At 70.8% G+C, this 13,768-nt stretch carries 14 protein-coding genes; 8 read left to right on the top strand and 6 right to left on the bottom strand.

The annotated features are described in order from the left end of the window. A partial coding sequence (locus D7X55_RS23440) for a CapA family protein (RefSeq protein WP_121724241.1) occupies window positions 1-2,249 on the top strand: 2,249 nt, incomplete at its 5' end. Between the two features lie 3 nt (window positions 2,250-2,252). On the opposite strand, the gene pdxH is transcribed toward D7X55_RS23440, so the two are convergent. After that, the gene (pdxH, locus tag D7X55_RS23435; protein WP_120551044.1) at window positions 2,253-2,852 is read right to left on the bottom strand and encodes a pyridoxamine 5'-phosphate oxidase; all 600 of its coding nucleotides are present in this window, start codon (window positions 2,850-2,852) and stop codon (window positions 2,253-2,255) included. Window positions 2,853-2,923: 71 nt separating this feature from the next. Here pdxH and glgA point away from each other — a divergent pair, with 71 nt between their 5' ends. Genes glgA through D7X55_RS23420 form a run of 3 tightly spaced genes read left to right on the top strand, consistent with a single transcriptional unit; the run spans window position 2,924 to window position 5,798 of the window. Continuing rightward, entirely contained in the window at window positions 2,924-4,357 is a 1,434-nt protein-coding gene (gene glgA, locus D7X55_RS23430; protein WP_121724240.1) for a glycogen synthase GlgA, read from the top strand. 35 nt (window positions 4,358-4,392) lie between these two features. Beyond that, window positions 4,393-5,310, top strand: a complete 918-nt coding sequence (locus D7X55_RS23425; protein WP_120551045.1) for a serine/threonine-protein kinase — start codon at window positions 4,393-4,395, stop codon at window positions 5,308-5,310. Continuing rightward, window positions 5,310-5,798: an LEA type 2 family protein gene (locus tag D7X55_RS23420; RefSeq protein ID WP_120551046.1), complete on the top strand. Its 489-nt coding sequence runs from the start codon at window positions 5,310-5,312 to the stop codon at window positions 5,796-5,798. The genes D7X55_RS23425 and D7X55_RS23420 overlap by 1 nt, the downstream gene beginning before the upstream one ends. 33 nt (window positions 5,799-5,831) lie before the next feature. On the opposite strand, the gene D7X55_RS23415 is transcribed toward D7X55_RS23420, so the two are convergent. Next, window positions 5,832-7,232, bottom strand: coding sequence for a hemolysin family protein (locus tag D7X55_RS23415; RefSeq protein WP_120551047.1), 1,401 nt, complete (start codon window positions 7,230-7,232; stop codon window positions 5,832-5,834). A 55-nt stretch (window positions 7,233-7,287) separates the two neighbouring features. Here D7X55_RS23415 and D7X55_RS23410 point away from each other — a divergent pair, with 55 nt between their 5' ends. Together D7X55_RS23410 and D7X55_RS23405 are read left to right on the top strand one after the other, a co-directional pair. After that, on the top strand, window positions 7,288-8,088 hold the full coding sequence (locus D7X55_RS23410) for a hypothetical protein (RefSeq protein ID WP_121724239.1): 801 nt from the start codon (window positions 7,288-7,290) through the stop codon (window positions 8,086-8,088). 53 nt (window positions 8,089-8,141) lie between these two features. Continuing rightward, window positions 8,142-9,143, top strand: coding sequence for a hypothetical protein (locus D7X55_RS23405; RefSeq protein WP_121724238.1), 1,002 nt, complete (start codon window positions 8,142-8,144; stop codon window positions 9,141-9,143). Between the two features lie 181 nt (window positions 9,144-9,324). On the opposite strand, the gene D7X55_RS23400 is transcribed toward D7X55_RS23405, so the two are convergent. Genes D7X55_RS23400 through D7X55_RS23390 form a run of 3 tightly spaced genes read right to left on the bottom strand, consistent with a single transcriptional unit; the run spans window position 9,325 to window position 11,802 of the window. Further along, window positions 9,325-10,248: a hypothetical protein gene (locus D7X55_RS23400; RefSeq protein ID WP_121724237.1), complete on the bottom strand. Its 924-nt coding sequence runs from the start codon at window positions 10,246-10,248 to the stop codon at window positions 9,325-9,327. 10 nt (window positions 10,249-10,258) lie between these two features. Beyond that, window positions 10,259-10,945, bottom strand: coding sequence for a leucyl/phenylalanyl-tRNA--protein transferase (aat, locus tag D7X55_RS23395; protein WP_121724236.1), 687 nt, complete (start codon window positions 10,943-10,945; stop codon window positions 10,259-10,261). Between the two features lie 14 nt (window positions 10,946-10,959). Continuing rightward, complete coding sequence (locus tag D7X55_RS23390) at window positions 10,960-11,802, bottom strand: LEA type 2 family protein (RefSeq protein WP_199747098.1); 843 nt, start codon at window positions 11,800-11,802, stop codon at window positions 10,960-10,962. A gap of 56 nt (window positions 11,803-11,858) precedes the next feature. Here D7X55_RS23390 and D7X55_RS23385 point away from each other — a divergent pair, with 56 nt between their 5' ends. Together D7X55_RS23385 and D7X55_RS23380 are read left to right on the top strand one after the other, a co-directional pair. Then, complete coding sequence (locus D7X55_RS23385; RefSeq protein ID WP_121724235.1) at window positions 11,859-12,503, top strand: hypothetical protein; 645 nt, start codon at window positions 11,859-11,861, stop codon at window positions 12,501-12,503. Between the two features lie 11 nt (window positions 12,504-12,514). Next, a complete protein-coding gene (locus D7X55_RS23380; protein ID WP_121724234.1) occupies window positions 12,515-13,009 on the top strand; it encodes a hemerythrin domain-containing protein in 495 nt (164 codons plus the stop codon). Here D7X55_RS23380 and D7X55_RS23375 read toward each other — a convergent pair. Next, window positions 12,990-13,676: a hemerythrin domain-containing protein gene (locus D7X55_RS23375; protein WP_158616271.1), complete on the bottom strand. Its 687-nt coding sequence runs from the start codon at window positions 13,674-13,676 to the stop codon at window positions 12,990-12,992. The genes D7X55_RS23380 and D7X55_RS23375 overlap by 20 nt on opposite strands. Window positions 13,677-13,768: the final 92 nt, after the last annotated feature.

The raw sequence follows: 13,768 nt of genomic DNA, 5'->3' as shown, positions 1-13,768 counted from the left end.
AGCCTCCACCGGACGAGGAGCCCCCTCCCGACGAGACGGCGGAGGAGCCGCCCCCGCCGGACGAGGAGTCCCCGGTGCTGACGGAGTGCGCGCCGGAGCCCGCGACGGACGCCTCGCTGCCTGACGCCGAGCGCACCGCGCGCCATGACTACGCCTGCACCGGCATCGCGCTGGAGGGCTCGCTGGTCTCCACGGCGGGCACGCCGGTGGCGGACGCGGTGGTGAAGGCCGGTGACGCGCAGGCGCGCACGGACGCGGCCGGACACTTCAGGTTCCCCGTGCTGCCGCGACACAACCGGATGCTCACCGTGGAGGCGGAGGCCTTCCGCCCGGCGGTGGTGGCGGTGGAGCTGCGCCGGAGCCTGACCGAGACGCGCGTGACGCTGCCGCCGGTGCGCCTGTCTCCGAAGGACGGCGTGCGGATGCTCTTCGCGGGCGACGTGTCCCTGGGCCGGCGCTTCCTGGATCCGGACGACACCACGCCGCGCAACCAGATGCCCAAGGATGACCCGGCGGCGCTCATCCGCGTGTCGGATCCGCTGCCGGGCACGAAGGCCGTCTTCACCCACGTGCGGCCCTACTTCCAGGCGGCGGACTTCCGCGCCGTGAACCTGGAGACGCCGGTGACGGACCACCCGGTATCGCCCCACGACGAGAAGGCCTACGCCTTCTTCACGCTGCCGGGCTCACTGCCCGCGCTGCCGTGGCTGGGCGTGGACTACGTGAGCCTGGGCAACAACCACGTCTACGACTACCTGGCGCCGGGGCTGGCGGACACGCTCACGCACGTGGCCGCGACGGGCATGGCCTACAGCGGCGCGGGGCAGAACGAGGACCAGGCCTTCGTGCCGGCGCGCGTGTCGCTTCCGGGCGGGGGCTACAGCCTGGTCTCCATGTGCTCCATCACCGGCAGCGCGCATGAGCAGCAGTACGTCGCGGGCCCGAATCAAGGTGGCGCGGCGGACGCGCGCAACCTGACGCGGGCCTCCGCGCTGCTGGCCTCGGAGAAGGCGCAGGGGCGCGTGCCGGTGGCGGTGCTGCACACCGGCGTCGAGTACAGCGTCCGGCCCTCCACGCCCACGGCGCAGCGGATGCGCGACCTGGTGGACGCGGGCGCGGGGCTGGTCATCGCGCACCACCCGCACATCCCGCAGGGCTTCGCGCGCCACGAAGGCGTGTTGATGGCGCAGTCGCTGGGCAACTTCGCCTTCGACCAGGACCGCATGGAGACGATGGTGGGCCTGATGGCGGAGGTGGAGGCCACGGGCGCGCGCGTGGACCGGGCCCGCGCGGTGCCCGTCTACATCGAGGACTACCGCCCCCGGCCCGTCGCGGGCGACCTGGCGGACAGCTTCCTGCGCAACCTGGCGGAGCTGTCCCGCGAGGGCGGGGTGGAGCTGGTGCCCCAGCCCTCCTGGGGCGAGCTGCTTGCGGAGGACACGCACGCGAAGGTGAGCGAGCGCACCGTGGACGTGCCGGTGACGGTGGCGGCCAACGGCCGCGCCACGGTGGACCTGCGGCCCCTGCGCCATCAGGGCGAGTCCGTGGCGGTGGCGACGCTCACGGGCGCGGACGCGGGCAGCGTGAAGCTCAAGGCCGGCCGCGACGTGCTCTTGCACGGCGACTTCGAGGACCACGACGTGGACGACGACGCCAATGAGTTGGCGCGCTGGAGCGTGGGGCCCAACGCCGGCTACGTGTGCCAGGACGGGCCGCACCGGGGCGCGGCGGCGCTCTGCCAGCGGCGCGCGGCCAGCGATTCCAGGAGCGCGGCGGTGAAGCTGGTCAACCGCTTCCGTCCGCCGGGCTTCGCGGAGGGGCCGCCCAACCGCGACCTCACGGCGGTGGCGTGGCTGAAGGGGCAGGGCGGCGGAGCGTTCTTTGCGAAGGTGCAGTACCTGCCCGTGGAGTCCTACACGCTCTTCGGCGAGCAGACGCTGCTGCGCCACGAGGGCGGCACCTACGACTGGACGCTGGTGGCGGAGGACCTGCGCTTCCCCGCCGACCCGCCGAAGCCGGACCTGTGGAACGCGCCCTGGGCCCTGGACCTCACGCTCAACACCGCGCCCCCGAAGTCCGGCCAGGGCGTGACGGCGGTGGACGACCTGGCGCTGGTGGCCTGGGAGAAGCAGGCCACGGGCGGCACGCTGACACAGGCGACGCCGCACGCGCGGGACTTCGTGCGGGTGGAGGCCCCGGCGGGCACGTACACGCTGCGCGTCACCTTCCGCGAGCACCGCGTGCCCTGAAGCTCAGGGATACAGCAGCTGCGTCTTCCAGCCCGCGCCGTCGCGCAGGTACACGTTGCGCTCGTGCAGCCGGCTGGGCCGGGCGTGCCAGAACTCGATGCGGTCCGGCACCACGCGGAAGCCGCTCCAGTGCGGCGGACGCTCCACCGCCCGGCCCTGGAAGCGCGCCTCCACCTCCGCCACGCGCTGCTCCAACAGCTCGCGCGAGGGCAGCTCCTCACTCTGGAGGCTGGCCCACGCGCCAATCTGGCTGCCGCGCGCGCGGCTCTGGAAGTACGCGTCGGCTTCCGCGTCGCTCACCTGCTCCACGCGGCCCTCGATGCGCACCTGCTGCTCCAGGGGCTGCCAGTGGAAGCACAGCGCCGCGTACGGGTGCGCCCGCAGCTGCTGGCCTTTCCTGCTGTGGAAGTTGGTGAAGAAGACGAAGCCGCGCGCATCGAAGTCCTTGAGCAGGACCACGCGTGAGCTGGGGCGCCCCTGGTCGTCCACGGACGCCACGACCATGGCGTTGGGGTCCACGGGGATGGCGGCCTTCGCCTGGGCGAAGAGGTCCGCGAAGCGCTGGATGGGGTCGGGTGGGATCGTCGTCACGCGGCGCACCATAGGAAACCGCGCCCCGCCGCGCACGTTCGCGGTTGACTCCCTGTCGGGACTCGCACGCAATGGCGGGACTCATGAAGATCCTCTTCATCGCCTCGGAGGTCACCCCCTTCTCGAAGACGGGGGGACTGGGCGACGTGGCCGGGGCCCTGCCCACGGCGCTCGCCGGGCTGGGGCACGACGTGAAGATCGTCACGCCCCGCTACCAGGACGTGCGCAACACCGGACACTTGCTGCCCACCGGGCAGTCCCTGGTGCTGCGCTTCCCCTTCGGTGAGACGGGCGGCCCCATCCTGTCCGCGCGCCTCTCTGAACGCCTGGAGGTCCTCTTCCTGGAGAACGAGGCCTTCTACGGCGGCCGCAAGGGGCTCTACGGCGACGCGGGCGGCGAGTTCCCGGACAACCCCCGCCGCTTCGCCTACCTGTGCGTGGGCGCGCTCCAGGCCGCGCAGCGCCTGCGCTTCTTCCCGGACATCATCCACCTGCACGACTGGCAGACGGGACTCGTCCCGGTGGCGCTGCGCCGGGGCTTCCAGGGCACGCCGCTGGCCCGCGCGAAGTGCGTCTTCACCATCCACAACCTGGCCTACCAGGGGCAGTTCCCCAAGCGGACCATGGAGGACCTGGGGCTGCCGTGGGACCTCTTCACCCCGGAGGGCGTGGAGTTCTACGACCACGTCAACTTCCTCAAGGCGGGGCTCGTCTACTCCGAGGCGCTCACCACCGTGTCGCCCACCTACGCGCGTGAAATCCAGACGCCGGAGCAGGGCTACGGGCTGGATGGCCTCTTGCGCCGCCGCTCGCACGCGCTCACCGGCATCATCAACGGCATCGACGCGCACGAGTGGAACCCCCAGACGGACGCCTTCCTGCCGGCGCGCTACGGCCCGGACGACATGACGGGCAAGGCCATGTGCAAGCGCGCCCTCCTGGAGCGCTTCGGCCTGTCCACCGAGGGCAACGCGCCGGTGTTCGGCATCGTCAGCCGGCTGGCGTGGCAGAAGGGCGTGGACCTGCTCCTGGAGACGCTGCCCGCGGCGCTCCAGGCGGACCTCAAGTTCGTGGCGGTAGGCAACGGCGACCCGACCCTGGAGGAGGGGCTGAAGGCCCTGCGGGAGCGCTACCCGAAGCAGGTGGGCGTGCACGTCGGGTTCGACCCGGCGCTGTCACACCTGGTGGAGGCCGGGTCGGACTTCTTCCTCATGCCCAGCCGCTACGAGCCGTGCGGCCTGAACCAGATGTACTCGCTGAGATACGGCACGGTGCCCATCGTGCGGGCCACGGGCGGGCTGGTGGACACGGTGGAGGGGGGGCTGGACGGCAACGGCATCCTCTTCGAGTCCTTCCACCGCGCGGCGCTGCTGGCCGCCATCCGCCGGGCGCTCTCCCTGTACGCGGACCCCACACGGCTGGGGGACTTCCAGGTGCGGGGCATGGGCAAGGACTTCTCCTGGACCGCGTCCGCCCGGAAGTACGACGCCCTCTTCCACACCCTGGTGGAGGAATAGTGGGGCGGCTCCTGGATCCGCGCTAAACTTGCCCCGTGGCGGAAGCTCCGGACCTGGGTGGCTATGAAGTGGTCGGCCGGCTGGCGGTCGGCGGCATGGCCGAGGTGTATCAGGCGCGTCCCCGTGAGACGACGCAGCGCTCCCCGGGCGAGCCCGACGAAGTGGTCATCAAGCGGCTGCACCCGTCCTTCCGCAACGACCCCGCGTATGTGAAGGCCTTCGTCGACGAGGCGAAGCTGACGGTGCGCCTGCGCAACGCGCACATCGTGCGGACGTTCCGGCTGTTCCGCGCCGGGCCGGACTACCTCATGGTGCAGGAGCTCGTGAGTGGCCGGACGCTGGGCTACATGCAGGAGCTGCTCATCAAGGCCGGCGCCGCCATGCCGCCGGAGTCCGCCTGCTACATCGCGTGGTGCATCCTCAAGGCGCTGGACTACATCCACCGCGCCAAGGTGGGGGAGAACGGCGCCACCATCGTCCACCGCGACGTGAACCCCGCCAACGTGCTGCTCGGCGTCCAGGGCGACGTGAAGCTCACCGACTTCGGCGTGGCGGAGGTGGAGGGGATGATCCGCGGCGACTCCGGCGCGCTGCGCGGCACGCTGCCGTACATGAGCCCGGAGCAGGTGCTGGGGCAGGCGGTGGACGCGCGCACGGACCTGTACGCGGTGGGCGTCATCCTCTGGGAGCTGTGGGGCGGACGGCGCCTCTTCACCGGCGACAACGAAGCGCAGCTCATGCACCAGGTGCGCGACGCGCGCGTGCCGCTGCTCTCCTCGCTGGCGCCGGACCTGCCGGACTACGCGGCGCGCGTGGCGCGCAAGGCGCTGTTCGCGGACCGGGTCCGCCGCTTCCAGACCGCGGCGGAGTTCATCAAGGCGCTGGAGGTGCTGGCGCGCCGCGCGGGCTGGCCCCTGACGGTGGAGGCGCTGCAGCCTCTCTTGGGCGGCTGATGCGCTCGCGCCGGGCGGTGGTGCTCGGGCTGGCCTGGGCCTGTTGCCTGTCCGGCTGCCTGGGCGTGGTGCCCTTCCGCCCGGGCGCCTACGACGAGGCGGTGCGGGTGGAGGCGCTGGACATGGCCTTCACGCGCGATGGCAGCGGGGCGCTCACGCTGAAGCTCCAGGTCCAGAACCCGTCCCCGGACGCCGCCACGCTCACCCGCGTGGACTTCGACCTGCGCGTGGACGGGCGGCGCGTGGCCACCGGAGAACAGGTGGTGGGCGTGCCCCTGGACGGCAGGGCCCAGGTCCCCCTGGAGGTCTATTTCCCACTGGCGGTGGCGCGCGGCGGCGGCCGGCTGGAAGGCGGCTCGCACGCGGTGCGGCTGGAGGGCGGCGTGGTGCTGCGCTTCGGAGGCTCCGAGCGGCGCGCGCCCTTCCGCGACGCGCGCACGCTGGAGATCGCCTGGATGCCGGGCGGCGAGTCCAGCCCGGCGCCCTGAGCTCCCTGGGCTCCCTGGGCTCGGAGACGTTCGTCAGCCCTTCACGTCCGGGGCCGACCCGGAGTCCGCGGCCTGCCGCGGCGGGCCCTGGCCGTCGTCCTTCGACGCGGGGACGCCGTCCCTGGGGCCGGCGCCGTCGCCGGTGCCCGGCGCGCTGCTCTTGAGGCGGGACATCCGCACGCGGTCGATGCGGGCGCCCTCCTTGGTGGCCACGACGAACTGCCAGCCGTTGTAGGTGAAGCGCTCGCCCACGTCCGGCAGGTGGCCCGCCAGCGACGACAGGTAGCCGCCCAGCGTGTCGAAGTCGCCCTCCGGCAGCGGGAAGCCGAAGAGCTTGGTGAACTGATCCACCTCCATGGCGGCGTCCACCAGCGAGGTGCCGTCGGCCATCTTCTCGACGAGCTTCTCCTCCACCTCGAACTCGTCGCCGATGTCGCCCACGATTTCGCGGAGGATGTCCTCCAGCGTGACGACGCCCATGAAGCCGCCGTACTCGTCGACGACCATGGCCATGTGGATCTTCCGCTTCTGCATGTCGCGCAAGAGGTCGCCCACGGGCTTCATCCACGGCACGAAGTGGGCGGGGCGGATGACGTCCTGCAGGACGATGAGCTCCGGGTGCTGGAGCAGCGGGATGAGGTCGCGCGCGTGCAGCACGCCGACGATGTGGTCCACGTCGTCCTTGTAGACCGGGATGCGCGAGTGGTTCTCCTCCGCCAGGATGCGCAGCACCTCGTCCGGCGGGGTGGTGATGTCCACGGAGATGACGTCCGTGCGGTTGACCATCACGTCGCGGCAGCGCTTGTCGGACAGCTCGAAGATGGAGCGGATGAGCTGCGGGGCGCTCTTGTCCACCTCGTTGCGCGCGGCCTGCGCGGCCAGCAGCTTCTCCAGCTCCTCCAGGGGCGGCGGTGGCGGCTCGAAGCGCAGGGTGCGGCCCATGGTGCGGGCGCCCAGGTTGAGCAGGCCCAGCATGATGCGCATGGGCGGGTAGAGCACCACCACCAGCAGGGACACCAGGCCCGACAGGCGCAGGGCCCAGCGCTCCGGGTTGCCGTTGGCCAGGCCGCGCAGCGTCACCTCCATGAGGCTGGCGAGCACGCCCACGAAGAGGGCGCCCGCGCACACCGTGGCGATGGGCACCCAGGCGGCCTCGGCGTACTGGCTGAAGTCCAGGAGGCGCGGCGGAACGAAGGCGCCAATGGCGGCGGCGAGGAAGCCGGACAGCACCATGCCCAGGCGCAGGGCGGTGGCGGCGGGTTCGCGGTCCGTCTTGTGACGGAGCACCCGGCGGGCGGCGACACTCTTGCTCTCCTCCGCGAGCTCCTGGGCGCGCAGGTCGGACGTCCCGTACAGCGCGGACTCCGCGGCGGCGACCAGGGCCCTCATGAAGCAGAGGGCCAGGCAGGCGACCCAGAGGGTCCAGGTAGGCATAGGGGGAGGTTCTTATCCCGTGCTAGAGGGGCATACCACCCTGGCGGGAGGCACCATGCGGGGACGTCGGATGTACGTCATTGGCGGACTGCTGGGCGCGCTGGTGGCGCCCCCGGCGGCCCTGGCCTGGCCGGTGGACCAGGCCCTGACGTTGGAGCCCGGCCAGGAGAAATTCCAGAAGCTCGCGGCGGTGGACTGGGCGGAGTCGGACGCGCCCGGCGTGGTGACGGCGGAGGCGCTGTCCCAGAGCGGCGAGCTGCTGCTGACGCCCCACGCCGCCGGCATCGCGCGGGTGCTCTTGTATGCCGAAGGGCGCTTCGCCGTATGGCGGGTGATGGTGGGGCCCATCGAATCGCAGGATTCCGGGGCACAGCTCGCGGCGGCGAAGAAGGCGTGCCCGGACCTGAAGGCCACGGAGGGCGCGGAGCGCAGCCTCACGGTGACGGTGAACGACACCGCGTGCCGGCTGGCGCTGCGCACGTACTTCAAGACGCACGCGTACCTGGCGAAGGAGCTGGAGGTGACGTTCGCGGTGCCGCAGCTCCAGGCCCAGCTGGAGGACTTCACGGCCGGAATGCCGCCCGGGCTGACGGTGCGCTACAGCGGCGCGGGGCTGGTGCTGTCCGGGAAGACGGACCCCGAGGGGCACCGCAAGGCGCTGTGGGAGCTGTTCAACCGCTCCGTGGGCCGCGTGCCGCTGGAGGACCGCACGGAGGTGGAGGCGCCGCCGAAGCAGGTGGACCCCGCGGCGCAGGAGGCACTGGATGCGACGGTGTCGGACGTCGTGCCGGACGCCGGGGTTCCGGATGCCGGGGCGCCGGTGAAGCGCAAGGCGGGGGCGAAGAAGCCTCGCTGAGCGCGCCGGAGGGCGTCTGCTTGCGGTATGACCGTGGGTGGAGGTCCGACGGAATGACGAACGGAGTGAAGCGCGCGGGGCTCGCGCTGGTGCTGGCGCTGACGGTGGGGCCGGGGGCCGCGTGGGCGCAGGCGGATGATGACGGTTCGGCGGTGGTGGTGGACCTGCCGGAGATGGACCGGGGCTGCCCGGTGAAGCCGGAGTTCCTGCCGATGACGCCCATGGGGCAGGTGGGCATCGACCGGCTGGGCTGGCTGGTGCACCAGGCCATCATCCCGCCCTCGAAGGACAAGTTCTTCCAGGCGGGGGCGCGCAGCCGCTCCGGGGTGAAGCCGGTGCCCATGGACCAGGCGAAGAAGCTGGGCGCGCTGGACACGGCGAAGGCGCCCATCTGGGTGTTCGGCAAGGAGAAGTCGAAGGCGTGCAAGGGGACGCCCATCGCGTACTGGGCGGTGCGGATGGGGACGGACGAGGACCGCCAGACGTACCTGATGGCGGAGCTGGCCACGGAGTGTGAAGTGCTGCCGCCCGGGAGGCTCGCGGGCACGCCCATCGCGCTGAGGCAGAAGGACGAGCCCACGGGGTGCGTGCTGCGCCGGCCCAACCGGAACCTGACGGGCAAGGAGACGGACGGCATTCCCCCGGACTACGCGGAGCACATCCCGCCGCAGGACTGCGCGTCGCCGGGGTGCGCGCGGCTGTGGGAGTACTTCGGCGTGACGGGCGACGAGGGCGAAGGCGCGTTCGACCTGACGGTGTCCTATCTGCACAGGAACGGCAGCAACCCGTGCAACTGGGCGACGGACGACCTGTCCATGTTGTTCGTGCGGGGGCGGGAGAGCACGGCGCTGACGCCGCTCAAGCCAGGAGGCCAGCTCTTCGGAGGGCTCTGGGACTTCAGTGGTCCGCGCTTCATCCTGAGCCGGGAAATGGGCGTGCTCTACGCCTACGACTACCAGAAGCTGAAGGCCGCGCCGAAGGCCGTCCGCTACGGAAGTCCCACGGAAGAGGACCTCATCCACGCGAAGCGCACGCTGTCGCCGTGCAAGAAGTAGCCGCGCTCAGGCTGTGAAGCCAAGGCCCCTGGACGCTGCTGTCAGCCTCCAGGGGCTTTTCGCTCTACGGGGCGTACCGGTCGAACCGAAAAGTCTCACCGCTGGTGAGACACAGGTTGTTGGACCTCATCCTCGAGAAGTCAGGGGTCCAGGCTCGATACGAGCTTCAGCTGCAGTCCGGTTAGTGCGCGCTGGAGCCGTGGTACGTCTTGCGCAGCTTCAGGGTCGGCACGTCCACCGTGCCGTCCTTGTTGTCCGTGCAGTACCAGAATGAACCGTGCGGGGCCTGGACCGCGCCCTTCGCCGTGCGCGTCAGGCCGTTGTAGACCGAGCCCGCGATGAGATAGCGGAACACCTGCGGCGCCGTCGCGCTCACCAGCGTGTTGTTCTGCTGCATCTCCTTCCACACCACGCAGTACTGCTTCAGCGCCGCCCAGGCGCCCTTGGCGTAGCGCGGGCTCCCCAGCATCCACACCTCCAGCTGGGGACACATCTCCGCTTCACCGTCGTCCGCCGCGCCGTAGTGCATCGCCTCGCAGACCTCGTCCGCGCGGCTGTCGTTGAGCGTCACGTCGCCCTGCGCCTGCCACCCCGCGAGCCGGGAGAACTGGAAGCGGCGAATGGACAGTGCGTCATCCCGCGTCAACGACGGCGCCATGAAGGCCGTGGGCTCCGGCAGGGCGAACGTGCCGCCACCATGCGGCCCCACGCCCGCGTCCAGCACGTAGCCGCCCCACGTGTACATGAGGAACAACGACCACGCGTCCTTCACGAAGGCCCGGTACGACGTGGGCGTCCCATTCGCCAGGCCCCAGTCCAGGATGTCCTTCATCGCCGCGACAGCCCAGTCGTCCGACTCCTGGTACCAGTAGTACCAGCGATACGACTTCGTCCCCGCCGTCTTCAGGAACGCCTGCATGCCTCGCACGGTGACGTTCTTGTGCGCGGCGAAGTCCCGCTCGTACGCGGCGACCTGCGCGTCCAGGCACCAGAAATAGATTTTGACGCTCTGGCCCGCACAGCGGGTCGCCAGGGCCTTGGCCCCGTTGATGTCTCGGTTGCGGTCCGCCGGAGGAGGGCCAATCCAGGTGTAGTGGACGTCCATCCGTTGAAGTCTACTCCGTCCACCGCCCCCGCCTCGTGGGTTCCTTCAACGCCTCATCCAGCGCCGCCAGGAACCGCTTGCGCGGCCAGGACTCCGCGCCGAAGCGCTCCAGGTGCTCCGTCTCCACCTGGCAGTCGATGAGCTGGAAACCCCAGCCCTTGAAGCGCTCCACCGCCGTGGCGAACGCCACCTTCGACGCGTCCGGCGCCAGCGCGAACATGCTCTCCCCGAAGTACGCCGCGCCCAGCGACACGCCATACAACCCACCCACCAGCACCTCGCCGTCCCACGCCTCCACGGAATGCGCCAGCCCCAGCTCGTGCAGCCGGATGTATGCCTGTTTCATCGCATCCGTGATCCACGTGCCGTCCTGCCCGGGCCGGTGCACGCGCGAGCACGCGTCGATGACCTTCGCGAACACGGTGTCGTAGCGCACCGTGTACGTGCCCCGGTTCATCACCTTGCGCAGCGAACGCCCGACGTGAATCTTGTCCGGCTCCAGCACGAAGCGCGGGTCGGGCGAGTGCCACAGGATGGGCTGCCCCTCGCTGTACCAGGGGAAGATGCCCTGCGAGTACGCGGCCACCAGCCGCTCCGGGCGCAGGTCGCCGCCCACCGCGAGCAGGCCGCTCTTGTCCGCCTTGGAGGGCGGGGGGAACAGCTCCGGCTCGTCGTCACTCAGCAGGTAGATGGGCACGCGTGCGCCCCATTCTAGCGGCTCACGTTGAGCTTCACGTCACCCTTGAGGAAGTAGGGGACCTGCAACAGGGGGCCCTTCAGCTCGCCCTTCACGCTGTAGGGCAGCACGCCCTTGCCGATGAGCGCCTTGACGCCCGGGCCAAAGGACTGGGCCGTCACCGCGACCTCCACCGGGTACACGCCCGTGGCGGACGCATCCACCGAGTCCGCCTGCGCCGTGGTGCCCTCCTCCAGCGGCTTGTCCGCGATGGAGACCTGGTAGCTCAGCGAGTCCAGCCGCAGCGGGAACGGGTTGGGGTTTCGCACACCCAGCCGCAGGTTGATCTGCACCTCCTCCGGCGAATAGCGGGCGGCGTCCAGGCTCTCCACGATGACCTCCGGCAGCCGGGGTACGCGCACGGCGCGGCTGGCGGCGAAGGGGAGGACGTCCTCGCTCTCGCCGGAGCGCACCACCAGGGTGCCTCGCAGCGCGATGAGCACCGTGCCGCCCTGGGCGCTCAGGCGGGCCAGGTCCTCCGGGCTCTTCACGTAGGCGGACTTCTCCTCGATGGAGAAGTCCGCGGGCGTGCCGGGGGCGATGGGCACGCCCAGCTGCGCGGAGCCCTTCTTCACCACCTGCCCGTCGGCGACGAGCTCGTAGTCGGCGCGCTCCACGACGCCGGTGGCGGTGCCGGTGATTTGTCCGGTGTAGCGCACGGCGGCGTCGGTGAGCCCCTGGGAGACGACGGTGGTCTCCTGGGCCGTCAGGGCGGGGGGCCCGCCGGAGCGGACCGGGGCGGAGGCACACCCGGAGTTGAGGGCGAACAGCGCGGACACCAGGGCCATCAGGCAGGTCGAGCGATTCACAAAGGACATTCTGGAGAGGCCAGGGGCTCGGCCCAAGGGGATTTCCGCTAGACTGTCCACCAACCGTGGCTCCCCGACGTCCCAACTTCAACCGGACCCTGCGCTCCCTCATCCGGGACATCGCCGCGCGCATGCCCGAGTTCAGCCACGTGAAGGTGGGCCGCATCCTCGTCGTCGCCGGAGAGGCCCGCCGGGCGTCTCGAGGCACGGTGAAGCCCCTGTGCTTCAAGGGGGGCAAGAGCATCGACAAGGCGGGGCGCCGCAAGCCGGTGGTGCGCATCCGGGGCCGCCGCATCCTGTACTGCATCACGCTGCGCCCGCTCTTCTTCCGGGGCTCCACCGCGAAGTCGCGGCTGGAGACGCTGATGCATGAGCTCTTCCACATCTCGCTGCGCTTCGACGGCACGCTGCACGCGGGCCGCCGCCACGCGAAGCTGGGCGCGGAGTTCGGGCGCCGCCTGCGGCCGCTGGTGCGCCGCTACCTGAAGCTGTGCCCGGAGGCGCTGCTCACGGACCTGGCCTACACGGGCGAGGTGCGGGTGCTCCAGTGGCTGGAGCGTCCGGGCCCGGCCTACCACCCGCGCGCGTCGCACCGCCGCGTGCGCAAGGTCTACACGGAGGACCAGCTCTACTCCGGAGTGGCCCGCATGGTGACGCCGCGTCCGCGAGTGGCCCGTGAGGCCCACGTGCGCGACGACAAGGTGCACTGAAGGGGCTTTCGATGTCCGGCCCCACCGACTTCGTCAGCCTGGGAGCGCTCCACCGCGACCTGGAGGAGCTGTTCCTCCAGCACCAGGAAGCGCTGATGGGCATGGAGCTGCCCGTCGCGCGCGAACGGCTGACCCGGTATCGCGAGGAATTGACGCGGCACCTGGAGGCGGAGGAGGCGCTGCTGCTCCCGGAGCTGCCGCGCGCCGGGAGGATACGAGGCGCCGCGCCGGAGCTCTTCACCGGCGAGCACCAGCGCATGCGGGAGCTGCTGGCGAAGTGTCAGGACGCGGTGGACGCGCTGGACGCGAGCGCACCGGACTACCGCCGCGCGGTGCTGCGCGTGTTCGACATGGAGAGCACGTTCAAGCACCTGGAGCACCACCACTCCCTGCGCGAGGAGACGTACCTGTTCCCCGCCTTGGATGGAGTGCTGAGTGAAGAGGAGCGGAGGGCCCTGCTGGCCGCGTTCCTGGAGCGCACGGCCCCTACTTCTCCGGGGGCGTGAACCGGGAGAGGTCGTGGATGTCGAGCGCGCGCTCCAATTGATCCACCTCCTTGAGCGCGTTCTCGAAACCGTCCTTCCCCAGCACCTTGTGTTCCTGCTCCTCGAAGCGCTCGCCGAGCTCGCCGAATTGCTTCTCATTGAAGAGCTCGCGGAACGCGGGGAACAGCACCGTGTCCTCGCGCGCGGCGTGCGGCCGGTACATGCGGGTGAACTGCGTGAGCTGCCGCGCGGTCGCGGCCCTGGGCTGGGGTTGGGTGAGTGCGTCGCGGCCTGAGGTCGCGGCGAGGATGGACTCGGTGAGCTTGCGCCCGGCGGCGTGTTGCTGGAGCAGCACCTGCACGAGCTCCTTCTGCTGGCCTGCCTTCACCATCCGGGGGAACACCTCTGTCTCCTCCGTCTTCTCGTGGTAGCCCTCGCCAAAGCGGCGCATGAGCCGGGTGGCCTGGGCGAGCACCTCCACGGGGGCCTTCTCTTCAGGCATGCCGAGGCGACGGGCGATCTCCTCGTACACGAGGAGCGTGCGGCGGATGATGCCGTGCTCGCGCATCAGGTCCTCGGTGGCGTTCACCTCCGCGGGCTTGTTCCTGGGCGCCGCGGCGACGGCATCTCCCACGCCCAGCAGGACGACCGTGGACAGGAAGCGGCGACGGCTGGATGCGTCGTTCATGGACATGGCCTCTGTATGAATCGCGGACTCGCCGGCCGGACCTGTCCGGCAGTCGGACAGGTTTGCGCGGAGCGAGGCGGGTAGGGCGGGCG

The sequence above is a fragment of the Corallococcus sp. AB049A genome (assembly GCF_003668885.1).
GTDB lineage: Bacteria > Myxococcota > Myxococcia > Myxococcales > Myxococcaceae > Corallococcus > Corallococcus interemptor.
The sequence above is the reverse complement of the archived record's forward strand: the minus strand, read 5'-3'. Positions and strand labels throughout refer to the sequence as shown.